This window comes from Streptomyces sp. E11-3, from assembly GCF_046540415.1.
Classification (GTDB): domain Bacteria; phylum Actinomycetota; class Actinomycetes; order Streptomycetales; family Streptomycetaceae; genus Streptomyces.
On the sequence record NZ_JAZGRL010000001.1, the window covers coordinates 747,388 to 769,689 of the forward strand.

Annotated in this window: 21 protein-coding genes; 6 read left to right on the forward strand and 15 right to left on the reverse strand. The window is 71.8% G+C overall.

The window, feature by feature from the left end; genetic code table 11:
- Positions 1 to 47: 47 nt before the first annotated feature.
- From U9R90_RS03310 to U9R90_RS03340, 7 genes are all read right to left on the reverse strand, one after another.
- On the reverse strand, positions 48 to 947 hold the full coding sequence (locus U9R90_RS03310) for an ABC transporter permease (protein WP_411054843.1): 900 nt from the start codon (positions 945 to 947) through the stop codon (positions 48 to 50).
- Positions 940 to 1,905 carry an ABC transporter permease gene (locus U9R90_RS03315; RefSeq protein ID WP_411057622.1) on the reverse strand — a complete coding sequence of 322 codons (966 nt, stop codon included), beginning with the start codon at positions 1,903 to 1,905 and terminating at the stop codon, positions 940 to 942. Before U9R90_RS03315 ends, U9R90_RS03310 begins: the two co-directional genes overlap by 8 nt.
- Before the next feature lie 47 nt (positions 1,906 to 1,952).
- Positions 1,953 to 3,551, reverse strand: coding sequence for an ABC transporter substrate-binding protein (locus tag U9R90_RS03320; RefSeq protein WP_411054844.1), 1,599 nt, complete (start codon positions 3,549 to 3,551; stop codon positions 1,953 to 1,955).
- Between the two features lie 119 nt (positions 3,552 to 3,670).
- The gene (locus tag U9R90_RS03325) at positions 3,671 to 4,786 is read right to left on the reverse strand and encodes an acyl-CoA dehydrogenase family protein (RefSeq protein ID WP_411054845.1); all 1,116 of its coding nucleotides are present in this window, start codon (positions 4,784 to 4,786) and stop codon (positions 3,671 to 3,673) included.
- Positions 4,783 to 5,970 (reverse strand): acyl-CoA dehydrogenase family protein, encoded by a 1,188-nt coding sequence (locus U9R90_RS03330; RefSeq protein WP_411054846.1) that lies wholly within the window; start codon positions 5,968 to 5,970, stop codon positions 4,783 to 4,785. Before U9R90_RS03330 ends, U9R90_RS03325 begins: the two co-directional genes overlap by 4 nt.
- Positions 5,967 to 6,935: an NADPH:quinone oxidoreductase family protein gene (locus tag U9R90_RS03335; protein ID WP_411054847.1), complete on the reverse strand. Its 969-nt coding sequence runs from the start codon at positions 6,933 to 6,935 to the stop codon at positions 5,967 to 5,969. Before U9R90_RS03335 ends, U9R90_RS03330 begins: the two co-directional genes overlap by 4 nt.
- 79 nt (positions 6,936 to 7,014) lie before the next feature.
- Positions 7,015 to 7,611 carry a helix-turn-helix domain-containing protein gene (locus U9R90_RS03340; protein WP_411054848.1) on the reverse strand — a complete coding sequence of 199 codons (597 nt, stop codon included), beginning with the start codon at positions 7,609 to 7,611 and terminating at the stop codon, positions 7,015 to 7,017.
- Positions 7,612 to 7,688: 77 nt separating this feature from the next.
- On the opposite strand from U9R90_RS03340, the gene U9R90_RS03345 reads away from it, so the two are divergent.
- On the forward strand, positions 7,689 to 8,654 hold the full coding sequence (locus U9R90_RS03345; protein WP_411054849.1) for an NAD(P)/FAD-dependent oxidoreductase: 966 nt from the start codon (positions 7,689 to 7,691) through the stop codon (positions 8,652 to 8,654).
- 256 nt (positions 8,655 to 8,910) lie between these two features.
- On the opposite strand, the gene U9R90_RS03350 is transcribed toward U9R90_RS03345, so the two are convergent.
- Positions 8,911 to 9,642 (reverse strand): PIG-L deacetylase family protein, encoded by a 732-nt coding sequence (locus tag U9R90_RS03350; RefSeq protein ID WP_411054850.1) that lies wholly within the window; start codon positions 9,640 to 9,642, stop codon positions 8,911 to 8,913.
- A gap of 47 nt (positions 9,643 to 9,689) precedes the next feature.
- Positions 9,690 to 10,991: an alpha/beta fold hydrolase gene (locus U9R90_RS03355; RefSeq protein WP_411054851.1), complete on the reverse strand. Its 1,302-nt coding sequence runs from the start codon at positions 10,989 to 10,991 to the stop codon at positions 9,690 to 9,692.
- Positions 10,992 to 11,104: 113 nt separating this feature from the next.
- Here U9R90_RS03355 and U9R90_RS03360 point away from each other — a divergent pair, with 113 nt between their 5' ends.
- On the forward strand, positions 11,105 to 12,268 hold the full coding sequence (locus tag U9R90_RS03360) for an ABC transporter ATP-binding protein (RefSeq protein WP_411054852.1): 1,164 nt from the start codon (positions 11,105 to 11,107) through the stop codon (positions 12,266 to 12,268).
- A gap of 27 nt (positions 12,269 to 12,295) precedes the next feature.
- Here U9R90_RS03360 and U9R90_RS03365 read toward each other — a convergent pair whose 3' ends face one another.
- Genes U9R90_RS03365 through U9R90_RS03375 form a run of 3 tightly spaced genes read right to left on the reverse strand, consistent with a single transcriptional unit; the run spans position 12,296 to position 14,588 of the window.
- Positions 12,296 to 13,246, reverse strand: a complete 951-nt coding sequence (locus tag U9R90_RS03365) for an ABC transporter substrate-binding protein (RefSeq protein WP_411054853.1) — start codon at positions 13,244 to 13,246, stop codon at positions 12,296 to 12,298.
- Positions 13,243 to 13,920 (reverse strand): ABC transporter permease, encoded by a 678-nt coding sequence (locus U9R90_RS03370; RefSeq protein WP_411054854.1) that lies wholly within the window; start codon positions 13,918 to 13,920, stop codon positions 13,243 to 13,245. The genes U9R90_RS03365 and U9R90_RS03370 overlap by 4 nt, the downstream gene beginning before the upstream one ends.
- Entirely contained in the window at positions 13,917 to 14,588 is a 672-nt protein-coding gene (locus U9R90_RS03375; RefSeq protein ID WP_411054855.1) for an ABC transporter permease, read from the reverse strand. The genes U9R90_RS03370 and U9R90_RS03375 overlap by 4 nt, the downstream gene beginning before the upstream one ends.
- 113 nt (positions 14,589 to 14,701) lie before the next feature.
- Here U9R90_RS03375 and U9R90_RS03380 point away from each other — a divergent pair, with 113 nt between their 5' ends.
- Positions 14,702 to 15,256, forward strand: a complete 555-nt coding sequence (locus U9R90_RS03380; RefSeq protein ID WP_411054856.1) for a dihydrofolate reductase family protein — start codon at positions 14,702 to 14,704, stop codon at positions 15,254 to 15,256.
- Positions 15,257 to 15,266: 10 nt separating this feature from the next.
- A complete protein-coding gene (locus tag U9R90_RS03385) occupies positions 15,267 to 16,232 on the forward strand; it encodes a pirin family protein (RefSeq protein ID WP_411054857.1) in 966 nt (321 codons plus the stop codon).
- Positions 16,233 to 16,263: 31 nt separating this feature from the next.
- Here the strand turns inward: U9R90_RS03385 and U9R90_RS03390 are convergent, their stop codons facing one another.
- Complete coding sequence (locus U9R90_RS03390) at positions 16,264 to 17,940, reverse strand: hypothetical protein (RefSeq protein WP_411054858.1); 1,677 nt, start codon at positions 17,938 to 17,940, stop codon at positions 16,264 to 16,266.
- Positions 17,941 to 18,202: 262 nt separating this feature from the next.
- Between U9R90_RS03390 and U9R90_RS03395 the strand changes: the two genes are divergently transcribed.
- Complete coding sequence (locus tag U9R90_RS03395) at positions 18,203 to 18,631, forward strand: DUF6299 family protein (RefSeq protein ID WP_411054859.1); 429 nt, start codon at positions 18,203 to 18,205, stop codon at positions 18,629 to 18,631.
- Positions 18,632 to 18,886: 255 nt separating this feature from the next.
- Entirely contained in the window at positions 18,887 to 21,301 is a 2,415-nt protein-coding gene (locus tag U9R90_RS03400) for a LuxR C-terminal-related transcriptional regulator (protein ID WP_411054860.1), read from the forward strand.
- Between the two features lie 8 nt (positions 21,302 to 21,309).
- Here the strand turns inward: U9R90_RS03400 and U9R90_RS03405 are convergent, their stop codons facing one another.
- Positions 21,310 to 21,486, reverse strand: a complete 177-nt coding sequence (locus tag U9R90_RS03405; RefSeq protein WP_411054861.1) for a hypothetical protein — start codon at positions 21,484 to 21,486, stop codon at positions 21,310 to 21,312.
- Positions 21,432 to 22,271: an alpha/beta fold hydrolase gene (locus U9R90_RS03410; protein ID WP_411054862.1), complete on the reverse strand. Its 840-nt coding sequence runs from the start codon at positions 22,269 to 22,271 to the stop codon at positions 21,432 to 21,434. Before U9R90_RS03410 ends, U9R90_RS03405 begins: the two co-directional genes overlap by 55 nt.
- Positions 22,272 to 22,302 lie beyond the last annotated feature (31 nt).

Genomic DNA, 22,302 nt, shown 5'->3' on the forward strand with positions numbered 1-22,302 from the left:
GGGCTCGGGCGTGCTGCTCACAGCGTCGACTCCGGCGGGTGTACGGCTCACAGCGTCAGCTCCGATCGGCGGCGCGGGTTGAGCCGTTCCCGCCAGGCGCCCGCGAGGCCCGCGATCGCCAGGGTCGGCACGATGATGAACAAACCGGGGAACAGCGTCGGCCACCAGTCGCCCGCGAGCAGCGAGCCGCGGGCGCTCTGCACCAGCGTGCCGAGGCTGGCCTGGTGGGTGGGCAGGCCGAGGCCGAGGAAGGACAGCGCCGACTCGTGCCAGATCGCGTGCGGCACCATGAGCACCGCGGCGAGCCCGGCCTGCGGCAGCACCCCGGGCACCAGGTGCCGTACGGTGACCCGCCACCGCGACGCGCCCCCGGAGACGGCCGCGTCGATGTACGGCCGTGAGCGCAGCGAGAGCACTTCAGCGCGCACGATACGGGCCGTGGACAGCCAGTGGGTGAGCGCCACGGACACCACCACGGGCCAGACGCCGGGCTGGAACATCGCCACGATGAAGATGCCGAGGAGCAGGTGCGGCACGGACGCGAAGACGTCGACGAGCCGCATCACGACGCGGTCGGTCCAGCCGCCGAACGCCGCCGCGCACGCGCCCACCGCGGTGCCGATGACGGTCGCGACCAGCGCGGCCACCAGACCGACCAGCAGCGAGACCCGCAGCCCGTACACACAGCGCAGCAGCAGGTCGCGGCCGACGTCGTCCGTCCCGAAGGGGTGTGCGAGCGACGGCGGCAGCAGCTTGGCGGACAGGTCGACCACCTGCTCGTCGAGTTGCGCCAGCGGCGGTACGAGGAGCACGGCGAGCACCACGGCCGCCACGATCACGGCGGAGCCGCGTACTCGCCACGCGCGCGTGGAGCGACGTACGACACCGGTACGGTGCCAGACGGGCCCCTCGGCCACGGAGCGCCCGGTTGTCGTCTGGTCAGCCATCGAAGCCCACTCTCGGATCGGCCAGCCCGTACAGCAGGTCGGCGAGGAGATTGCCGAGCAGCACCGCGACCGTGGCGAGCGCGGTGAGCGCGGCCAGCAGCGGGAAGTCCACGGCGGTCGCGGCCTCTACGGTCGCGGCCGCGATGCCGGGCCAGCTGAACACGGTCTCCACCAGCAGCGCCCCGGTGATCAGTTCGGGCACCCGGGAGCCGATCAGGGTCAGCACCGGCAGCATCCCGGAGCGCAGCGCGTGCCCGAGCAGCACCGTGCGGGGCGCGAGGCCACGCGCGCGTGCCCCGCGTACGGGGTCCTCTTCGAGCGCGTCGGCGACCCCTTGGCGTACGTACAGCACGAACCACGGCAGCTGGGACACGGCGAGCACGGCGGCGGGCAGGGCCAGATGGCGCAGCACCTGGTGCGCGGTCACCTCGCTGCTCCCGGTGTCGGTGAGACCGCCCGCGGGCAGCACCCCAAGCTTCAGCGCGAAGATCCAGACGGCGAGCAGCCCCAGCCAGAACGGCGGCGCGGCCTCCAGGGTGTACGCGAGTGAGGTGACGGTCCGGTCGAACCAGCCGCCCGTGCGCCGCGCGGCCACGACCCCGAGCGCGGTGCCGACGAGGACCGCGACGGTGAACGCGACCGCGGCGAGCAGCACCGACCAGCCGAGCCGCTCGCCGATGACCTGGGCGACCGGCTGCCGCATCACGCTGGAGTCGCCGAGGTCGCCGCTCAGCGCGTGGGTCAGCCACTGCCACCAGCGCCCGATGAGCGGCTGGTCGACGCCGAGGTTGGCGCGCAGCTGGTCCAGGTTCTCCTGCGACGCGGTGAGCCCCGCGGTGCCCGCGTACGCCTTGACCGGGTCGAAGGGCGAGGCCGCGGCGATCGCGAAGACCCCGAAGGTCACCACGAGCAGCACCGGGGCGGCGAACAGCAGCCGCCGTCCCGCCATGCGTGCCATCGGCCCCCAGGGGATGCGCCCGGGGGCCGCGGCGGTCTTGCTGAGCGTCACTTCTTCGGCTGCCAGTCCTCGACGTTCCACCACGGCCCGGCGGCGAGTCCGTGGTCGTGCGGCTCGACCTGCGTGGTGAGGTCGCCGAACTTGGCGTCGACCACGTACAGGTGGTCGATGTGGGTGAGGAAGGTGTAGCCCGGGTTCTTCACCAGCTCGCGCTGGACGGTGTCGTACGCGGCCTTCCGCTTGGTCCGGTCATCGGTCTTGCGGCCGTCATCGACGGCCTTGTCCACGGCCGGGTTGTCGTACCAGGCCATGTTGTTGAAGCCGTCGCCCGCGAGGTCCGACGTGAGCAGCGTGTACTGGTCGAAGTCGGGGTCGGCGGGCGCGCCGCCGCCGGCGAGTACGGCGCCGGTCTTCATCCGGGGCTCGATGACCTCCCAGGTGCCGGCCTGGACCTTGATCTCGATTCCGGCCTTCTTGGCGTCCGAGGCGTAGGCCAGGGCGTGGTCCTGGCGGAGCTTGTCGCCGGACTTGTACCAGAGCGGGAAGCTCGCCTTGACGCCGTCCTTCTCGCGGATGCCGTTCTTGCCCGGCTTCCAGCCCGCGTCGTCGAGGATCTTCTTGGCCTTGGCCAGGTCGTGGGTACGCTCGGTGCCCTTGGTGAACCACTCGCTGTCGGTGGGCACCGGGCCGTAGGCCTCCTTGCCCGCGCCGTCCAGGATGGAGTCGACCATCGCCTTACGGTCGACGGCGACGTCCAGGGCGCGCCGTACGGCGGCGTCGCCCGCGACCTTGTTGTGGGTCGGCAGGGTCACCACGCGGTAGTCGAAGCTGGTGGCCGCGTAGGTGGTGCGGTTCTTGTCCGCGGCGAAGGTCCTGGCCAGGTTGGGCGGCAGGATCGCGCCGTCCAGGTCTCCGGCGCGCAGCCGGGTGGCGCGGATGTCGTCGTCCTCGATGATCGCCATGGTGAGGTCCTTCACCTTCGGCGCGCCGCCCCAGTAGCCGGGGTTGGCGGTGAAGGTGAGCTTCTCGCCCTTGGACCAGTTGACGAGCTTGTACGGTCCGGTGCCGATCGGCTTGGTGGTGAAGTCCCCGTTGTTCACGTCCTGCTTGCCCGCGATGTGCGCGGGGGCGATGGGCAGGACGGTGCGCTCGGCGAACGGCGCGTAGGGGTACTTGAGGCGGAAGACGACCGTGTCGTCCCCCTTGGTCGCGACGCTCTTGAGCGCGTCCAGTTCGCCCTTCGAGGCGTTGTTGGTCTTCTTGTCGAGGATCGTCTCGTACGTGAAGACGACGTCCCCCGCGGTGAACGGCTTGCCGTCGCTGAACTTCACGCCCTCGCGCAGCTGGTACGTGTACGTCAGCCCGTCGTCGCTCACCTTGGGCAGCGCCTTGGCGAGGGCGGGCTGAAGCTTCATGTCGGCGTCGTGGGTGAGCAGGCCGTCGAATATCTTGGAGTTGCCGTCCTTGCCGTACCCGAGCAGCGGGCTCAGGCTCTCCGGCTCGTACGCGATCCCGACCACGGCCGAGTCCTTCGCTCCCCCGGAGCCCCCACCGCTGTCACCGGGCGCCGAACAGGCCGAGGCGGCGACCGCCAGTGCGGCCGCCGCCGCCAGTGCGCCGGTTCCCCGTATCGATCGGGCCCTCATGCTCCACACCCCTACTGAAGATCAACAGCTATTGCAAACAGCTCGCAATTATGCCGCATGTAATGGGTGTGTCAGACCTGGGGTCCGTACAGGAGGTCTGTATCCGCGGGTCGGTCCCGCTACGGCGCCTGGAGGTCCACCAGTTCGGCCAGTGCCTCGCGGTGGCGGCCCGCGGTGCCGAGGGCGATCGAGTCGGACTTGGCGCGCTTGAGGTAGAGGTGGACGGGGTGTTCCCAGGTCATGCCGATGCCGCCGTGCAGTTGGAGCGCTTCCTCGGCGGCGTGTACGGCGACGGGGGCGCAGTAGGACTGGGCGAGTGCCACGGCCAGCGGTGCTTCCGCGCTGTCCGTCGCCAGGGCGTCCGCGGCGTTGCGGGCTGCCGCGCGGGCGCCCGCGACCGACAGCCAGAGTTCGGCGAGCCGGTGCTTGAGCGCTTGGAAGGAGCCCACGGGGCGGTTGAACTGGTAGCGCTGGCGAGTGTGCGCGACGGTCTCGGTCAGGCACCAGTCGGCGAGGCCGAGCTGTTCGGATGCGAGCAGGCCCGCTCCGGCCAGCAGGCCGCGGCGTACGGCGGTGTCCGCGTCGGCGGTCAGGGCACGCCCCCGGGCGCCGTTCAGGGTGATCGCCGCGAGGGGTCTGGTGAGGTCCAGGGCGGTCAGCGGGTCGACGGTGACGCCGTCTTGTGTGGTGTCCACGGCGTACAGGCCGGTGTCCGCCACCACCAGCAGGACGTCGGCCGCCGCCGCGTCCGCGACACCGCTGATCGTGCCGTGCAGTCGGCCGCCCTCTTCGCGTACGACGTCGTACGGCGCGCCGGGAGCGAGCGACAGCGGTAGGGCGAGCGCCCCCACGGTGCGCCCGGAGGCCAGTGCGCCGAGCAGTTCGGCGACCTCGCCCGAGCCACCGCACGCGAGCAGCGCCTCAGTCGCCACCACCGCGCTCGTCAGGTACGGCACCGGCGCGACCGCCCGCCCCAACTCCTCCAGGACCACGGCCGCTTCGCGGTGCGAGGCGCCCTGGCCGCCGAGGTCCTCCGGTACCAGGAGCCCGGCCAGGCCCATGTCCGCGGCGAGCGCCTTCCACAGTTCGCTGTCGTGCGGCTGGCCTGACTCGATCCGGGCCAGTACGGTCACGGCGTCGCAGCGGTCGGCGAGCAGGGCGCGTACGGCGGCGCGCAGGTCGTCCTCGGCCTCCGAGTAGAGGAGGTCCGTGGAGGCGGTGGCTGGTGCGGTCATCGGGCGAGGTCCTTCCAGGCGATGTCCTTGTCGGTGCGCGGCTCGGACGGCAGGCCCAGGACCCGCTCGGCGACGATGTTCAGCAGGACCTCGCTGGTCCCGCCCTCGATGCTGTTGCCCTTGGAGCGCAGATAGCGGTAGCCCGCCTCGCGGCCGGTGAAGTCGACGTGCTCGGGGCGGCGCATCGTCCAGTCGTCGTACAACAGGCCCTCGTCGCCGAGCAGTTCCACCTCCAGGCCGCTGATCTGCTGGTTGAGGCGGGCGAAGGCGAGCTTCATCCCGGAACCCTCGGGGCCCGGCTGGCCGAGCGCGAGCTGCTGCCGCAGCCGCTCGCCGGTGAGCCGGGCCACCTCGGCCTCGACCCACAGGCCGAGCAGGCGCTGGTGCAGGTCGTGGGTGCGCAGTTCGGGGCGGGTACGCCAGGTCTCGCAGGCCGGGGCAATCATGCCGCCCTCGCGCGGCAGCCGCATGCCGCCGATCGCGACGCGCTCGTTCATCAGCGTCGTCTGCGCGACCTTCCAGCCGTCGCCGACCTCGCCCAGGCGGTGCGCGTCGGGGATGCGTACGTCGGTGAGGAACACCTCGTTGAACTCGGCCTCGCCGGTGATCTGGCGCAGCGGGCGCACCTCGACACCGGGGTCGGTCATATCGCAGACGAAGTACGTGATGCCGCGGTGCTTGGGCAGGTCCGGGTCGGTGCGGGCGATCAGGATGGCCCAGCGGGCGTTGTGCGCGCTGGAGGTCCACACCTTCTGCCCGTTGACGATCCAGTCGCCGCTGTCGCCGTCTCGTACGGCTCTGGTGCCGAGAGCGGCGAGGTCGGAGCCCGCGCCGGGCTCGCTGAACAGCTGGCACCACACCTCGTCTCCGGTCCACAACGGCCGCAGCCAGCGCTGCCGTTGCGCGTCGGTGCCGTACGCCAGGACCGTGGGCGCGGCCATGCCAAGACCGATGCCGATCCGGCGCGGGTCGTTGTCAGGCGCGCCCGCGGTCTCCAACTCGGCGTCCACGACGGCCTGCAGGGCGCGCGGCGCGCCGAGCCCGCCGAGGCCTTCGGGGTAGTGCACCCACGCGAGCCCGGCGTCGAAGCGGGCCCGCAGGAAGTCCGCCCGATCAGTGGCGGCCGGGGGGTTGGCGCGCAGGAACTCCTGGGTGCGGCTGCGCAGTTCGGCGGCGTCCGTCATGCGGTGACTCCCTCGGGTACTACGGCGACGCGGCCCGTGGTGGTGCCGTCGGCGACCCGCTGCACGGCGGCCGCGGCATCCTTGAGCGGTACGCGTTCGCTGATCAGCGGCTTGATGGCGCCCTTGGCTGCGAGTTCGGTGAGCTGCTCGTGGCACTGGCGTACGGCCCGCGGGTCCTTGGTGTTGTACAGGCCCCAGTGCAGTCCGACGACCGAGTAGTTCTTCACCAGGGCGTGGTTGAGCGCGGCGGTCGGGATGACGCCGCTGGCGAAGCCGACGACCACGATGCGGCCCTCGAAGGCCACGCACTTGGTGGACTTGGTGTACGCGTCGCCGCCCACGGGGTCGTAGATCACGTCCGCGCCCCGGCCGCCGGTGGCGTCCTTCACGGCGGCCACGAGGTCGTCCGTGCGGCGGTCGATGACGAGATCGCAGCCCAGTTCCCGGGCGACGCGCGCCTTCTCGGCGCCGCCGACCACGCCGATCACCTGCGCGCCCGCGGCCTTGCCCAGCTGGACGGCCGCGCTGCCGACGCCTCCCGCCGCCGCGTGCACCAGCAGGGTCTCGCCCTCCTTGAGCTGGCCCCTGCGGTGCAGTCCGAACATGCCGGTCTGGTAGCCGATGTGCAGCGCGGCGGCCTCCGCGTCGTCCAGCGCCTCGGGCGCGGGCAGCAGCGCGGCTTCGTCCGCGACCGCGTACTCGGCGAAGCCGCCGTACGGCAGCGCGGGGTTGGCGAGCACGCGGCGGCCGTCCTCGGTCTCGCCGCAGATCTCCACGCCCGGCGTGAACGGCAGCGGCGGCCGCACCTGGTACTGGCCGCGGCAGAGCAGCGCGTCCGGGAAGTTGATGTTCGCGGCCCGCACCCTGAGCAGCAGCTGCCCGTCACCCGGCGTGGGCCGGTCCGTCTCTTCGAGCCGCATCACCTCTCCCGGCTCGCCGTTCTGGTGCACTCGCCATGCCTGCATGCGGGGCCTCCACGGAGGTGTCGTAGAACTGAGCTGGCCGCATACTAAGCGGTCGCTTGTAGCGAAGGGAACCGTAGGGTCAGCTCACTTTCCGCTTCTGTGACGGCCGGGCCCGTACGTGCATCCGCTCCCCCTGCGGCCCGAACAGGCTCATGAACTCCACCGGAGCCTCCCCCGTGGACCCGAACCAGTGCGGCACCCGGGTGTCGAACTCCGCCGCCTCACCGGGCGTGAGCACCACATCATGGTCGGCGAGGATCAGCCGCAGCCGCCCGGAGAGCACGTACAGCCACTCATAGCCGTCGTGGACACGCGGATCCGGTTCGGTGTCACCGGCCGGAATGATCACCTTGTAGGCCTGGAGGCCGCCCGGCTGGCGGGTCAGCGGCACCATCGTCCGGCCGTTTCTGACGATCGGCTTCGCGCGCACCCGCGGATCGCCGACGGGCGGCGCGCCGACCAGTTCGTCGAGCGGGACCTGATGGGCGCGGGCGATCGGCAGCAGCAGTTCCAGACTGGGCTTGCGCAGCCCGGACTCCAGGCGGGACAGGGTGCTCACCGAGATACCGGTCGCCTCGCTCAGGCCGGTCAGGGTCGCGCCGCGCTCCTTCCTGATCCGCCGCAGCCGCGGGCCGACACCGACCAGCACTTCGTCGATTTCCTCTGTCTGCTCCATCCCCTTATTGCAGGATCGGCAAAGAGGTTTGTCAATCTGGCCTGCCCGGCGTGACAGTCGTGGTGGAGGTGGTCCCCATGACCCAGGCAACCAGTGGAAACGGCGGCAGCTCGTACGAGGTGGTCGTCGTCGGCGGCGGCACGGCGGGCCTGAGCGCGGCCCTGGTACTCGGCCGCGCCCGGCGCAGCGTGCTCGTCGTCGACGCGGGCGAGCCCCGCAACGCCCCGGCCGCCCATATACAGGGCTATCTGTCGCGGGACGGTATGCCGCCCGCCGAGTTCCTCGCCGAGGGGCGACGGGAGGTGAAGGCGTACGGCGTCGAGGTCGTCCAGGGCCGGGTGACGGCCGTACGCCAGGACGGCCATGGCGAGGGCGAGTTCGAGGTCACCGTCGACGAGGGGCGCGTGGTGCGTGCCCGCCGGATCGTGGTGGCCACCGGCCTCGTCGACGAGCTGCCGGACCTGCCGGGCTTCGCCGAGCGCTGGGGCCGCGATGTGCTGCACTGCCCGTACTGCCACGGATGGGAGGTACGGGATCAGGCCTTCGGGGTGCTCGCCTCGCCCTTCGTCGGCGCCCACCAGGCGCTGATGGTCACCCAGTGGTCCAAGGACGTGACGCTCTTCCTGCACACCGTGCGCGAGCTGCCGGAGCAGGACCTGCGCAGGCTCGACGCGGCCGGAGTCTCGGTGGTGGAGGGCGAGGTCGGCGGGCTGGTGGTCGAGGACGACCGGCTGACCGGGGTACGGATGGCCGACGGCCGGGTCATCCCGCGTACGGTGCTCTTCGCCGGACCCCGGCCCGTACCGCGCGACACCCCGCTGACCGCGCTCGGCGCCGAAACCCAGGACACGCCGTTCGGCCCGTACCCGGCGGTCGACCCGACGGGACGGACCAGCGTGCCCGGCGTCTGGGCGGTGGGCAATGCGGCGGGCCCCATGGAGCAGGTGATCAACGCGGCGAGTGCGGGCTACCGCGCCGGGGCTGCGATCAACGGCGACCTGCTGCTCGGCGCCCTCGACCGCGCGGCGGAGGCGCAGGGGTGACAGGGGTGACACGGGTGACCCGCGCGGGTCACCCGGTCGGGCTCAGACAGGCTCGGAGAGCCTGTCTTTGAACCCCCGTCGTCCGCGCGGAGCGCGGGCGCAGCGCCCGCCGCGAGGGGGGCACCTCCCGCTCGAGCGAAGCCGAGAGTGGGGGAGAAGCCGAGAGCTTGGGGAAGGAGCCACCTGTCCTGCAACGCCGTGCGGCGAGAGCGCGTGCCGGGCGTCGGGGCGCAGGCGAGGGTTCAAAGACAGGCTCTCAGCGGCTGAAGACCTCGAACGTCACCGGGAACTCCCCGTGGAAGCGCTCGGCGGCCCGCGCCCCGTTGCCCCGCAGGAAGTTCCGTACGTACGTCTCCGGGTCCTCATCCGTGAGCGCCTCGATGTACAGACGGTGGGCGAGCAGCGACCGCACCGCGCGCTCGAACCCGGCGGTGGCGTCCACGGCGTGCGTCGGCGACGCGGACCCGGCGATGGCGACCCAGCGCACCCCGTCCCACGGCTGAAGGCCCTCATCGGCGAGTTCCGGGAAGATCCAGCGGTTGCCCGCGTCGGCCGCCGCGTCCAGCGTCGCCCGGCCGACCGCCACATGGTCGGGGGTGTTCCAGGCGACGCCGCCCCAGGTGTCCCGGTGGTTGAGGGTGATCAGCAGCTCCGGCCGGTGCCTGCGGATGGCCGCCGCGATGTCGCGGCGCAGCCCGAGCCCGTACTCGATGACCCCGTCCTGGTGGTCGAGGAACTCGACGGTGGAGACGCCGACCACGGCGGCGCTGTCGATCTGCTCCTGCTCGCGCAGCGGGGCGCACTTGGCGGGTTCGATCGTGTTGATTCCGGCCTCGCCGCGGGTGGCGAGCAGGTAGGCGACCTCGCGGCCGCCGTCGGTCCATCCGGCGATGGCACCGGAGCAGCCGTACTCGAGGTCGTCGGGGTGGGCGACGACCGCCAGGGCACGCTGCCAGTCTTCGGGCATGGGTTCGAGCTGATCCGTCATGCCCGCAGACTAATCGCTCCCGCCGCCGAACACCCGGGAGTTGACCTTCAGATCTCGTCCCTGACCAGCGCGAGCAGCCGGTTGACGACGTGCTCGCCACTCGCCCGCACGCCGTCGTGCTCGTACTCGTCGGTGACCCAGGTGCGCAGTCCGCGGATGGTGCGGGCGGTGTGCAGCGAGTGCGCGGTGTCGACGTACATGTCGTCGTGGTAGATCGCCGCGGCGACGGGTACCTCGTTGGCGGCGAGCCGCTCGGGAGCGTAGAGCGGGGTGAAGTCGGTGCGCTGGGCGAGGAGTTCGGCGGTCTCGCGCAGGGGGCGCAGCGCCGGGTCGCAGTCGAAGGCCCAGGGGTGCACGGACTCGCCGGTGAAGAGCAGCGGCGCGTCGGACGCCAGGGTCTTCTCCGCGTCGAACTGCGGGAATTCGGCGCGCACGCGCTCGGCCGCCCAGCCGGTGGGCCGCGCGTCCTGGGTGTAGATCGCCTCGTGGAGTACGGCGTACAGGGGGCGGGCCGCGTAGGAGAGTGCGGCCTGGACGTCCTCCTGGAAGGCGTCGGAGAGCGCGGTGCCCTGCGGGGTACGGACGAAGGCGTTCTCCAGGAGGTAGTGCAGGCGGTGGCTGCCGTCGCCCGTGCCGAGCAGGATGCCGAGGGACTGGAAGGCCTCGACGGTCAGCCGGTAGCCGCCACTGAGGGTGACCCCGTCGTGCTCGACCAGGTGGACGGCGATGCGGCGGGCGCGCTCGACGTCCTGCGGATAGCGGGCGTAGTGGGCGGCCACCTTGCGCTCGATGCGCGGGTACGCGGCCCGGTAGACGTCGTCGGCGTGGGCGTCCAGGGACGGCAGGCCGCCCGTGACGAGGACCGTGTCCAGGCCGTCGGGCACGGTGGACAGGTAGTGGGTGGCACAGAAGCCGCCGAAGCTCTGCCCGAGTACGGTCCAGGGGGCGCCGCCGGTGACCTGAGGGCGGATCAACTCGCAGTCGCGGACGATGGAGTCAGCCCGGAAGCGGGTCAGGTAGTCCGCCTGCTCCTGCGGGCCGCCGCGCAGCGGAAGCGTCTGCCGGCCCGCGGGGGTGGAGCGGCCGGTACCGCGCTGGTCGAGCAGGAGTACCCGGTAGTCGCGCACGGCACGCCCCAGCCAGGCCTGTCCCCCGACGAAGCGGCGGGCCGCGCAGCCGGGGCCGCCCTCCAGGTACACCAGCCAGGGCAGCTCGGCGCCGGTCTGGTCGCTCGCGACGACCTCGCGGGCGAAGAGCTCGATCGTCTCGCCGCCCGGCCGGTCGTGGTCGAGGGGGACAGTGAAGTGCCGGTCGGCGAGGACGACACCGGGCTGGCGGTACGGGGTCACGAGCGCTCCTGAGGTGTGCGGTTCAGCGGCCAGTTCATCACACCGGCGGTCGGCAGGGGCCGCCTGGCTCAGGCACCCGTGCGGCGGCTGACATGCGCGGTTAGCGTGAGGGAATGATCCGGTTCGAGCAGGTGACCAAGCGCTATCCGGACGGCACGACGGCCGTGGACGACCTCTCCTTCGAGGTCGACGGGGGCGAGGTGGTCACGCTCGTCGGGCCGTCCGGCTGCGGCAAGACGACCACCATGATGATGGTCAACCGGCTGATCGAGCCGACCGCGGGCCGCATCTTCGTGGGCGGCGAGGACATCGCGCGCGTCGACCCGGTGCGGCTGCGCCGCCGTATCGGCTATGTGATCCAGCAGGTCGGCCTGTTCCCGCACCGCACCATCCTCGACAACACCGCGACCGTGCCCGCGCTGATCGGCTGGAAGCGGTCCAAGGCCAGGGCGCGGGCGGCGGAACTGCTCGATCTGGTCGGCCTGGACCCGGCGACCTACGGGGCCCGCTACCCGGACCAGCTCTCCGGTGGCCAGCGGCAGCGGGTCGGGGTGGCCCGCGCGCTGGCCGCCGATCCGCCCGTACTGCTGATGGACGAGCCGTTCGGCGCGGTCGACCCGGTGGTGCGCGAGCAGTTGCAGGAGGAGTTCCTGAAGATGCAGGCGGCGGTGCGCAAGACGGTCCTCCTGGTCACCCATGACATCGAGGAGGCGGTCCGGCTCGGCGACCGGGTCGCGGTGTACGGGCAGGGCCGGATCGAGCAGTTCGAGACGCCGGGCGCGGTGCTCGGCAACCCCGCGACCTCGTATGTCGCCGATTTCGTGGGCGCCGACCGCGGCCTCAAGCGGCTCTCGGTCACCGCGATCGAGCCCGACGACCTGGAAGAGCCACCGGTCTCCCGGCTCCGCGAGCCGGCCCGGCAGGCCGCGGCGCGCCTGCGCGAGCAGGGGGCGCGCTGGGCCGTCGTACTGGACGAGGACGGGGAGCTGCACGGCTGGGCCGGGGTCGACGAACTGGCGCTCGCGGGCGAAGGCGGCACCGTCGGGGAGTTGGCACACCGGATGAACTCCTGGGTGCCGGTGGGGGCGCCCCTCAAGCAGGCGTTCGGGGTGATGCTGCAGCATGACGCGGGCTGGGTGGCGGTCCTGGACGGGGCGCGCTTCCTCGGGGTGCTGACGCCCGCGAAGCTGCACGAGGCGCTACGGCGGTCGGTGGACGCGGACGCGCAGGGGGTGGCGCGGGATCAGGTGGAGTTCGACTCGGTGGCCGACGCGTAGCCCTGCGGTGGTCCGGAAAGGGGCCGCTCAGATCAGCCCTTTCCCCCTCAGGTACGCCTCGGCCACGTCTTCCGGCAACCGCCGCCAGCTGTCCACCTGCTGGTTCATGGACGCCAGATCCTCGGTGGTCAGTACGGAGTTGAGCCTGCCCAGCGCCTCGGCGACCGGCTCGCTCCCGGCGCGGGCGCGGTTGACGACCGGCACCACGTAGTCCGCGTTCTGCAGCTTCTGGTCGTCCTCAAGGAGCACCAGGCCGAACTCGTCGAGCGTCGCGTCCGTGGTGGTGGTGAGCATCATCTGGTCCTGGCCGCTCTGTACGGCCCGCTTCGCCTGGGTGGTGCCGACGCCCTTCGGGTCGATGCCGGTGATATCGATGCCGTAGACCTTCTCCAGGCCCGGCTTGCAGTACGGGCGCTGGACGCACTCGTCGCCCGCCGCGAGCCGTACCTTCAGGCCTGATCTGCCCAGGTCGGTGAGCGAGGTGAGCCGGTGCCGCTTCGCGTAGGAGGCGGTGACCGCGAAGGCGTTCTGGTCGACGGCCCGGCCGGGGGCGAGGACGGCGAGACCGCGCGGCTCGGCGAGGGTGCGCAGAGCCGTCATCGTGGCGTTCAGGTCGGGTGAGCCGACGGGCTGCGCGTCGGCTCCGTTGGCCTTGGCGTTCAACCAGTCGGCGAAGGTGGCGGCGTACTCGGGGACGACGTCGATCTGGCCGCTCTCCAGGGCCGGTTCGTACAGTTCCCGGTTGGCGACCGACAGCAGTTCCGTACGGTATCCGGCCTTCCGCAGCAGCTGCGCGTACATCTGGGCGAGCAGATCGCTCTCGGTGAATCCGGCGGATCCGACGGTCAGCCGGCGGCTGTCGCCGGGTTCGGCGGTGACCGCGCCCTGGTCCTCAAGGGCGGGCCCGGTGGCACATCCGGCGACCAGCAGCACCGCCAGCGCCAGTCCCATACGCGCGGCGGTACGTCGGCGGCTCATCCCGCGGCCCTCCCCTTCGCCCAGCCGGGCGCCAGCCGCTCGCCCAGCTCGAACAGCCCCTCCACCAGCAGCGCGAACGCGGCGACCAGCACCGCGCCCGCCACGACCTGCGGGGTCGAGGCGAGGTTGAAGCCCGCGGTGATGATGCGGCCGAGCCCGCCGCCGCCCGCGAGTGCGGCGATGGTGGCGGTGGCCACCAGCTGTACGGCCGCGATCCGCACCCCGCTCAGGACCATCGGCAGCGCGAGCGGCAGCTCGACCCGCCACAGCATCTGCCGCCCGGTCATGCCCATGCCCCGCGCGGCCTGGACGACTCCGCGGTCGACACCGCGCATCCCCACATAGGCGTTGGTGAGCAGCGGCGGTACGGCGAAGAGTACGAGTGCGACCACGGTCGGGCCCTCGCCGATCTCGCCGAGCGGGGTGAGCAGCAGCAGGACGAGTACCGCGAAGGTGGGGACGGCGCGGCCCACGTTGGAGAGGTTGACGGCGAGTGCGCCGCCCTTGCCGAGGTGGCCGAGCACGAGGGCGACGGGCAGCGCGATCAGACAGCTCAGGATCAGGCAGACGACGGTGAGGACGAGGTGTTCCAGGAGCCGCTGCCCGATGCCGTCGGCGCCGGACCAGTGGGCGCCGTCGGTGAGCCAGCTCCAGGCGTCGGCGAGTGTCGTCATGCGCGCTGCCAGGGGGTGAGCAGCCGCTGGACGGCGAGGAGCAGCAGGTCGGCGGCGATCGCGATGATCACGCACAGCACGGACGCGGTGAGTACCTGGGCCTTGAAGTAGGTGTTCATCCCCGCGTAGATGAGGTTGCCGAGGCCGCCGTATCCGACGATCGCGCCGATGGTGACGAGCGAGATCGCCGACACGGTGGCGATCCGCAGCCCGGCCATGGCGGCGGGCAGGGCGAGTGGCAGCTCCACGGCGAGCAGCAGCCGGATCGGCCCGTACCCCATGCCTCGGGCGGCCTGCCGGGTCTCCTCGGGCACGGCGCGCAGACCGGCCAGGATGTTGCGGACGAGCAGGGTGAGCGAGTAGAGCACCAGGCCCGCCACGACCAGCGATGCGGAGAGCCCGTACACCGGCAGCAGCAGCGAGAACATCGCCAGGGACGGGATCGTGTAGAGGACCGTGGTGAGCGCCAGCACCGGCCCCGCCGCGGCGGACCAGCGGCGGGCGAGCAGCGCCAGCGGCACGGCGAGCAGCAGCGCGATCAGGACCGAGACGGTGGTCAGCTGGAGGTGCTGCACGACCGCGTCGGCCAGGATCTGGCGGCGGGTGCTCAGATAGTCGCCGCAGATCCACTCGTTGCGCGCGAGGCAGTCGTCCGGTGGCGCGGTCACCCGTCCATTGCAGCGCGCCGGGCGGCGACGGGCGCGTCTTGCTGGCCCGTACGGGGATCCCTGTGCGCTACTCGTTCTACGTACCCTCTTCGCACCCCACTCAGGGAGTCGCCATGGGCAAGGTCTTCTGCTCGATGAGTGTGTCGCTGGACGGCTATGTCGAGGACCCGAACGGCAGCATCGAGTTCGCCGCACCGGACGCGGAGGTGCACCGGGCGGCGAACGAGCAGGCGCGGCAGGCAGCGGCGTTCCTGTTCGGGCGGCGCCTGTACGAGATGATGGAGGAGTACTGGACCAACGCCGCGCACCAGGACGGCCTGCCCGAGGTGGAGGCGGAGTTCGCCGAGGTGTACATGAACACGCCGCGGTTCGTGTTCTCCGACACGCTCACCACCGTCCCCGAGGGCGTCCAGCTCGTCCGCCGGAAGGACGCGGTGGCCGAGGTGACCCGCCTCAAGCGGGAGACCGACGGCGACCTGGACCTCGGCGGCCCCGAGCTGGCCGCCTCGCTGCTCGACCTGATCGACGAGTTCCGGCTGTTCGTCGTGCCGGTGGCGGTCGGCGGCGGCAAGCCGTTCTTCCCCGTCGGGCAGCACCTCCCGCTGCGGCTGACCGAGCACCGGCCGTTCGCGTCCGGCACGGTGTTTCTCCGCTACGAGCGGCGTTAGGTTGTGCGGTATGAGCAATCTTGATCGTCAGGCAACGGTCTCCGTCTGCGGTGGCCGCGGTTTCGTCGTCGCGGAACCGGTGCGCGAACTGCTGTCCCCGCGGCACGTCAAGCTGGGCGAGTCCACGGAGGTGCGGCGGCTGCTGCCCAACCTCGGCCGGCGCATGGTCGGCGGGTGGGCTTTCGTGGACCACTATGGTCCCGACGACATCGCGGACGAGCCCGGGATGCAGGTGCCGCCGCATCCGCACATGGGTCTGCAGACCGTGAGCTGGCTGCACCAGGGCGAGGTGCTGCACCGTGACAGCACGGGCAGTCTGCAGACGATCCGCCCTCGCGAGTTGGGGCTGATGACGTCGGGGCGGGCGATCAGCCATTCGGAGGAGAGCCCGAAGTCCCACGCGCGCTTTCTGCACGGCGCGCAGCTGTGGGTGGCGCTGCCCGACGCGCACCGCCACACCGCCCCGAAGTTCGAGCACCACGCGGACCTGCCGCTTGTCACCGCCTCCGGCCTGACCGCGACGGTCATCCTGGGCACCCTCGACGGAGCGACGTCACCGGGTACGACGTACACCCCGATCGTCGGCGCCGACCTCACGCTCGCGCGGGGTACGTCGGCGGCCCTGCCACTCGAACCCGACTTCGAGTACGCCGTCCTGGCCATGTCCGGCGAGGTCCACGTCGACGGTGTCCCGGTACTGCCCGGCTCCATGCTGTACCTCGGCTGCGGCCGCTCCGAGCTGCCGCTGCGCGCCGAGTCCGACGCGTCCGTGATGCTCCTCGGCGGCGAGCCCTTCGAGGAGGAGCTGGTCATGTGGTGGAACTTCGTGGCCCGTTCCCACGAGGAGGTCGAAGAGGCCCGCAGGGACTGGATGGAGGGCACCCGCTTCGGCGAGGTCACGGGCTACGACGGCGGCCCGCTGCCCGCGCCGGAACTGCCGCCGGTGGCGCTGAAGCCGCGGGGGCGGGTGCGCTGACCTGCTCCGAGGCGGTGGGCCCCCGCGCCGGTCAGTCGGCGCAGCAGCCGTCGCCCGGCACGCCCATGGTGTCGAGGCGGCAGAAGCACGACGCCTCGACGGGGACGTCCGCGAGCGCGGTGGCCACGGTGAGTTGCTGGCCCACGATGGCGGCCTCACCGGTCTTGCCGAGCCGCACCAGGCACTCGTGGAAGCCGTGCAGGGCCCAGACGTTTCCGGGGTGCTGCAGGGGCCTGGGCAGGGTGGCGTCGAGTCCGAGGTCGGCCCGGTAGACGGCTTCGGCCTCCTCGATTCGGCCCTGCTCCAGCAGGAGCGCCCCGTAGGCGTGGCGGGTCGGCTGCATCCAGCCCCACGGTTCGTCGTACGGGAGGCTGTCGTCGAGCTCGATGGAACGCTCCAGGGAGGCGAACGCCAGGTCGTACGCGCCCCTGCGGTACTCGAGTTCACCGTCGAGCATGGCGGAGGCGATCGCCAGGATGTCCTGGCAGGTGTTGTTGAACAGCATCCGTGTCTCGGGGACCCGTGCGACCGCGCGGCGGAACAGCTCGCGTTCGGCCTCGGCCTCGGCGATCGCGCCGGTGGCGGAGTACGCCACTGCGCGCGCGTAGTGGCGCATCGCCGTGGTGACGCAGTACAGCGTCGGGTCCGGCGGCACCGGCAGCGCGAGGACGTCCTGCCACCGGCCGAACCGGACCAGCACATGGACCCGCATGGCGAGGAACCCCTCCAGCCAGTCGGCCATCGGCGGGCTCTCCACCCGCAGCAGCTCCTCGGGGATGGACGCCTCAAGGTGCGCGGCCGTCTCCAGCGCCGTCCGGAACTGGCCGAGGAACATCGCGCCGTAGATCTTGAAGTGGAAGTTGTGCGAGCGGTACAGCGTGTAGAAGTTCATCGCGCCGGCCCGCCGCAGATACTTCTCGTCGGCCTTGATCGCATCGCTGTTGCCCGACACGACGCGTCGGTAGTCCCCGCACAGCACGTCGAGGTGTGAGGGCATATGGCGCAGGTGTCCCGCGTCCGGTACGAGTCCCGGCAGGCGGTCGGCGACCGCGAGGGCCTGCTCCGGCGTCGGCGACATCTCCAGCAGGTGGATGTACATGTGCAGGATGCCCGGGTGATGGGCGCCGGGCTCGCTCAGCAGCGCACGGTCGAGTACGGCCTTCGCCTCCAGCGTGCGCGCACCGGTGGCGGGCTCGCCCGTGCGCAGATCCCACAGTTGCCACGGGGTGAGGTTCATCAGCGCGTCCGCGTAGAGCGTGGCGACGTCCGGGTCGTCGGGCGCGAGTTCGTACACGGCGCGCATGGCGTCGGCGTAGGGCTCGTTCCAGATCGAGCAGTCCTTCGCGGCGCGCGCGGACGGGTAGCGTTCGCGCAGCGCCTCGATCAGCGCCCGCTCGGTCGGTGTGGCCCCCTCGCGCAGCGCGTGCGCCCGTTCGACGGCGGCGTGCGTCCGTTCCACGGTGCGCTGCAGATCGTCGTCGTCGAAGAACTCCCAGGGCTTGTTGTAGTTGGGACCCAGGGCGTACGCGACACCCCAGTACGCCATGGCGCAGTCAGGGTCCGCGGCCGCCGCCGACTCGAAGCAGGTGACCGCCTCTTCGTGGTTGAACGCGTAGCTCCACACCAGACCACGGTCGAACCAGCGCTGTGCTTCGGGTGAGCGGGTCGACACGGGCCGGGTCAGGGTCCCGAGGTCGAAGTAGTCCATGAGGATCTCCAGCGGGTGCGTACGGCTCGACGGCGGCCGACGTCCGGTGCGCAGGCGTCGGCCCGGGGCTTCGCGGCGGACGTGGACAGGTGCCCCCAGCGTATTGCGCCGATCCGTCGGCGGCCTGGCACCACATGCGGCGACCCCTGGACGTCAACCCCGTGCCGCGCCACCCGTTTGGCGGCCAACCGACGGTGCCGACCGTGACGGGAGTCCGATATACGTGGATCTTTCCGTTCCAGCCCCACCCCAAGAGGTCTCCATGTCACTGCGTAAGGCCATCGGTGTCGGCGCGAGCACCGCGCTGCTCCTGCTCACCGCGCCCGCCGCCGACGCGTTCGCCGCCCCGTTCGAGGAGGTGACCGTCAACCCGACCGGGCGTCTCGCGGCCGACGGCACGGTCACCCTCTCCGGCACCTACCGCTGCTCGGGTGGGACGGGCCCGGTCTTCGTCTCCTCCTCTCTGTCCCAGGGCGACTCCAGCGTCCGCCACGGCATCGGCGGCACCCGCGCCGTCTGCGACGGCGCGGAACACCCCTGGACCAACTCGGGTCGCGTCGATGGCGCCTTCACGCCGGGCGACGCGCATATCAAGGCCACCTTGATGGAACTGCGGAGCAACCGTGGCAGCCTCCCGCTGCCGTACTTCCACGCGGCGCATGAGCAGGACATCGCGCTCGTCGAGGACTGACGTCACGCCCCACGCGGGCGAGAGGGCGGTGCGGGCAGGCGGCGACCACCGACTGGCCGCACCGCCCTGTGCACGCTCGGGCTGCCGCACACCCGCGGGGCACGGACGCATGACGGCCCCCGAGTGATCGTCAATTCCCGCCATCGTGCGGGGATCTCGGCACGGAGGCCACATCTTCAATCCCCTCAAAGCGGGCCACCGCGTAGCCTGGGAACACCACTCGGGCGTGCGCGACAGGCAGAGGGCGAGCGCAGGATGCGGCTGGGATACCTCAGAGAACGTGCCGGCGAGCTGCCCCTCGAAGTGACGGGATTCGTCGGACGTGCGCAGGAGTTGCGTGAGATCGGCGCGCTGTTGGGCAAGGCCCGGCTGGTGTCGCTCACGGGGCCCGCCGGGGTCGGCAAGACGCGGCTCGCGCTGCGGGCCGCCCGTACCGCGCAGCCGTACTATCCCGACCGCACCTGCTTCGTCGAGCTGTCGTCACTGCACGACCCGGTGCTGCTGCCGCACACCGTGGCCGCGGCGCTCGGGCTCTCCGAACAGGGTGACCGGGACCCCGTGGGCCTGCTGCTCAGCTACCTCGCCGAGAAACGGCTGCTGCTCGTCCTCGACACCTGTGAGCACCTGCTGGACGCCTGCGCGATGCTCGTCGACCTGCTGCTGCGCAGGGCGCCGGGTGCCACGGTGCTGGCGACCAGCCGCCAGGCACTGGACGCGCCGGGCGAGTTCGCGCTCCCGATCAGGCCGCTGCCCACCGACCACGAGGCGGTACAGCTGTTCGCCGAGCGGGCTGCCGCCGTGGTCCCCGGCTTCGCCCTCACCGAGGCGAACCACGACGACGTCGTCTCCGTGTGCCGCTCGCTCGAAGGCATGCCACTCGCCGTCGAGTTGGCCGTCGTACGGCTGCGGGCGCTGTCACTGGGCGAGTTGGCCGACCGGCTGCAGGGCAGGCTCCAGGCGCTGACCGGCTGCCGTCGCGCCGCGGGTCCTGGACACCACCGGACGCTCCGGGCCACGCTCGACTGGAGTCACGATCTGTGCACACCCCAGGAGCGGCTGCTGTGGCGAAGGCTCGCCGTGTTCGCGGGGGATTTCGACGTGGCGGCCGCGGAGGCCGTGTGCGGGGGCGGCGAGCTGCCGTCCGACGCGGTGCTGGAGCCGCTCATCGGGCTGATCGACAAGTCGGTGCTGCTCCGCGTCGACGCGCAGCCATCGCGCTACCGGCTCCTCGACACCCTGCGCGAGTACGCCGCCGAGCGGCTGGCCGCGAGCGGCGAGGAGGACACGTACCGCATGCAGCACCTCACCCATCTGGAGAGGCTCGCGTACCGCGCCGACAGCCACTTCCACTGCGATGAGCAGGTGCGGTTGCTGAACGGCGTCGGACAGCGGCTGCAGGACTTCCGCGTCGCCCTGGACTACGCCATCGGATCCAGCAGCCCTCAGCTGGCGCTGCGGGGGCTCGCCCTCGCCACCCGGCTGTGGACGCACTGGGTCACGGCAGGGCGCTTTCAGGAGGGGGTGCGCTGGCTGCGGGACGCCCTGGCCCAAGTGGAGTACGAGTGCCCCGAACGCGTGGAGGCGTTGCACCGCCTCAGCTGGATGCTGATGATTCTGGGACGGTACGACGAGGCCGAGCCGTGCATCCTGCAGTCGCTGGCGATGGCCCAGGAAATCGGCGACAAGCACGGTGCCGCCTATGCCATCCAGTACCGGGGCGCTCTCGCGTTGGTGCGGCTCCAACTCCGTTCCGCACACCGCGACTTCGACGAGGCGCGGCGCCGCTTCCGCGAGCTGGGCGACCTGGACGGCCTGGCGATCGCCGCCTTCGAGCAGGCCTTCGGCGCTGCGCTGGCTGGGGACGTCGAGCACGCGTGGGAGGTGTCCGGGGAGGGCCTTGACGCGCTGGCCTCCGTGCCCGGCGAGTGCTGGACCCGCAGCTACTGCCTGCTCTACCGGCAGTTGGCGCTGTGGCAGTCCCGTGACCGGGAGGCCGATACGAGCGGACCGGCCAGGGCGCGGGCCGCGGATCGCGCTGTGGAGCGTGACCGGCTCGGCCGCGAGGTGCTCGCTCTCAAGCAGGCCGTCGATGACCGGCTCGGCGCGGGGATCGCCATGGAGCTGCTGGCCTGGTCCGCGGCCGAGTCCGGGCGCTTCGAGCGGGCCGCCTGGCTGCTGGGCGCCGCGCGGACGCTCTGGGACAAGATCGGCTGCGCACTGTTCGGTGTCGAGCCGCTGCAGGCGGAACAGCGCGCGGCGGCCGCGACGGCGCGGGCGGCACTGGGCGACGGGATCTATCAGCGGCTGTACGCGCGCGGGGCGACCCTGGACCTCACGCAGGCGGTGACGTACGCGGTGCGGGACACGGACGTACTCGCGGTGCCGGACACGGACCTGCTCCCCGAGGCCGGGACCGACCTCGGGGATGAGCAGTCCGCGACGGCGGACCCGGCCGTTCCGCGGGCGCGGGACCGGGCCGCCGCCGCACGGCCGGGCAGGCTCACCAACCGGGAACGCGAGGTGGCCGCGCTGGTCGCCGAGCGGTTGACCAACCGGGAGATCGCGGAGCGACTCGTGGTGTCCAAGCGGACGGTGGACGCGCATGTGGAGCACATCCTGAACAAGCTGGGGCTCACGTCACGGACCCAGATCACGGGTCTTGAGCAGTGACACCGCGATCAGGTCGGGCCGGTCGGGCCGGTCAGGCCGGTCAGGCCGGTCAGGCCGGTCAGGCCGGTCAGGCCGGTCAGGCCGGTCAGGCCGGTCAGGCCGGTCAGGCCGGTCAGGCCGGTCAGGCCGGTCAGGCCAGGAACGTCGCAGCCGTCGCGACGAACGGGTCGGCGTCGTCGAGCCACGGGAAGTGTCCGGCGCCGGGCTGGACGACCAGTTGGGCGTGCGGAAACAGCCCGGCCAGCTCGGCCACCGCGCTGGGCGGGGAGTTCAGGTCGCATTCGCCCGCGAGCAGGAGCACCGGGCGCCCGAACGAGGCGAGTGCCGCACGTGTGGCGTCCGGGTCGAAGGCACCGTCGGCGCCGAAGGCGGCTGCCGTCTCGTTGTCGCGCTGCTCGTCCCTGACGGCCTGGTGGGCCTGGGCCGCCTCGTCCCAGCGGCCGTAGCCGAACGGGGCGATGGCCTGCCAGGAGTCGGCGTTGCCCGAACCGGCGACGATGTCCTCCAGGGCGGCGAACGCCTCGGGGAACCACGGCTCGTCCTGCCGGAGCCGGGCCGTCTTGAGCCGGACGTCTCCGTCCACCGTGATGCCGACGCCCACGGCACTCGGTGTGATCAGCGCGAGCTTGCCGACGCGTTCGGGATGGCGCTCCACATAGCGCGCGGCCAGATTCGTACCGGCCGAATGCGCGAGCAGGTCCATGCAGTCGAGGCCGAGATGCTCACGCAACGCCTCCACGTCGTCGACAAGGCGGTCGCAGCGGTACGAGGCCGGGTCGTCCGGCGTCGCCGACAGGCCGGTCCCGCGCAGGTCGAGCAGGATCAACTGCCGGTGCGCGGAAAGGCCGCCGAGGTCGCCCAGGTATACGGAAGCCTGCATCGGCCCGCCGGGCAGGCAGACCAGCGGCGGGCCGCCGCCCGAGACGTGGTAGGCGAGCTTGGTTCCGTCGTATGAGGAGAAGGTAGGCATGCCCGAGACCCTCTCAGCGACGCGCGCACGG

Coding starts and splice junctions, on each gene's coding strand:
- U9R90_RS03310 (WP_411054843.1), bottom strand. CDS start 947: ATGGCTGACCAGACGACAACCGGGCGCTCCGTGGCCGAGGGGCCCGTC.
- U9R90_RS03315 (WP_411057622.1), bottom strand. CDS start 1,905: ATGGCACGCATGGCGGGACGGCGGCTGCTGTTCGCCGCCCCGGTGCTG.
- U9R90_RS03320 (WP_411054844.1), bottom strand. CDS start 3,551: ATGAGGGCCCGATCGATACGGGGAACCGGCGCACTGGCGGCGGCGGCC.
- U9R90_RS03325 (WP_411054845.1), bottom strand. CDS start 4,786: ATGACCGCACCAGCCACCGCCTCCACGGACCTCCTCTACTCGGAGGCC.
- U9R90_RS03330 (WP_411054846.1), bottom strand. CDS start 5,970: ATGACGGACGCCGCCGAACTGCGCAGCCGCACCCAGGAGTTCCTGCGC.
- U9R90_RS03335 (WP_411054847.1), bottom strand. CDS start 6,935: ATGCAGGCATGGCGAGTGCACCAGAACGGCGAGCCGGGAGAGGTGATG.
- U9R90_RS03340 (WP_411054848.1), bottom strand. CDS start 7,611: ATGGAGCAGACAGAGGAAATCGACGAAGTGCTGGTCGGTGTCGGCCCG.
- U9R90_RS03345 (WP_411054849.1), top strand. CDS start 7,689: ATGACCCAGGCAACCAGTGGAAACGGCGGCAGCTCGTACGAGGTGGTC.
- U9R90_RS03350 (WP_411054850.1), bottom strand. CDS start 9,642: ATGACGGATCAGCTCGAACCCATGCCCGAAGACTGGCAGCGTGCCCTG.
- U9R90_RS03360 (WP_411054852.1), top strand. CDS start 11,105: ATGATCCGGTTCGAGCAGGTGACCAAGCGCTATCCGGACGGCACGACG.
- U9R90_RS03365 (WP_411054853.1), bottom strand. CDS start 13,246: ATGAGCCGCCGACGTACCGCCGCGCGTATGGGACTGGCGCTGGCGGTG.
- U9R90_RS03370 (WP_411054854.1), bottom strand. CDS start 13,920: ATGACGACACTCGCCGACGCCTGGAGCTGGCTCACCGACGGCGCCCAC.
- U9R90_RS03380 (WP_411054856.1), top strand. CDS start 14,702: ATGGGCAAGGTCTTCTGCTCGATGAGTGTGTCGCTGGACGGCTATGTC.
- U9R90_RS03385 (WP_411054857.1), top strand. CDS start 15,267: ATGAGCAATCTTGATCGTCAGGCAACGGTCTCCGTCTGCGGTGGCCGC.
- U9R90_RS03390 (WP_411054858.1), bottom strand. CDS start 17,940: ATGGACTACTTCGACCTCGGGACCCTGACCCGGCCCGTGTCGACCCGC.
- U9R90_RS03395 (WP_411054859.1), top strand. CDS start 18,203: ATGTCACTGCGTAAGGCCATCGGTGTCGGCGCGAGCACCGCGCTGCTC.
- U9R90_RS03400 (WP_411054860.1), top strand. CDS start 18,887: ATGCGGCTGGGATACCTCAGAGAACGTGCCGGCGAGCTGCCCCTCGAA.
- U9R90_RS03410 (WP_411054862.1), bottom strand. CDS start 22,271: ATGCCTACCTTCTCCTCATACGACGGAACCAAGCTCGCCTACCACGTC.